Here is an 862-nt window from a genome sequence, read left to right as displayed (position 1 = left end):
CCCGTCTCCGCGCTCGTCGCCGTGCTCGCCGCCGCCGCGTGGCTCGGCCGCGACCGGGGGCCCGCGCCCGAGGAGAGCGGGCCGAGCGAGGAGCAGGCGGCGCGGCTCGCCTCGCTGTACGAGGCGCTCGTCCCGTACTTCTCGGTGCCCGAGGCCCCCGATCCGCTCTACGCGCACGGCGGCGAGTGGCAGCGGGTGCTCGGCGACCCCGTCTTCGACGAGCACGGGCGGCTCGCGGCGCTGACCGTCACCTACCCGGCGTACTTCACGGACGGGGACCCGGAGTCGCGCGCGCGGGTCGAGCGGCTGCTGCACGCGAAGTGCGGGCGGGGCCGCGAGTACCACTTCGCGTGGGACGAGGAGGCGAACCGGCTCACCCTCACGGCGCTCTCGCCGCTGCCCACGGACATCCCCGCGCAGCCCTTCGTGACGAGCCCGGGCGAGGTGGTGCTCGGGCTCACCGACGCGCTCGCGGTGCGGCGCACGGTGCCGCTCGTGGACGCGCGAGGCACCGCGCTCGACGTGCCGCCCGTGGTGTGGCGCACCGGTACGCGCTCGCCCGAGCCTCACCTCCTCGTCGTCGGCCGCCCCGGGAGCGGGACGAGCACGCTGCTGCGGGCGGTGGCGCTCCAGGCGCTGCGCGGCGGCGACGTACTCGTCGTGGACGGCGGCGGGACCGGTGACTACACGTGCTTCGTGGGGCGCGACGGGGTGCTCGGGGTCGAGTGCGGGCTCACGGGGGCGCTGGGCTCGCTGGAGTGGGCGGCGCGCGAGACGGAGCGCCGTCTGCTCGCGGCGAACCGGGCGCGGCAGGCGGGTGAGGCGCCGCCGGAGGACGTGCGCCGGCCGCTGTGGGTGCTCG

Annotated in this window: 1 protein-coding gene; it reads left to right on the top strand. The window is 77.6% G+C overall.

Annotation, left to right across the window (positions count from 1 at the left end):
* The coding region (locus G3I42_RS32990) for an ATP-binding protein (protein WP_164291349.1) at positions 1–862 on the top strand (862 nt) is incomplete at both ends.

Origin of the sequence: Streptomyces sp. SID11385, assembly GCF_010548245.1 — a bacterium.
GTDB lineage: Bacteria > Actinomycetota > Actinomycetes > Streptomycetales > Streptomycetaceae > Streptomyces.
This window is presented reverse-complemented; position numbering and strand designations above follow the sequence as displayed.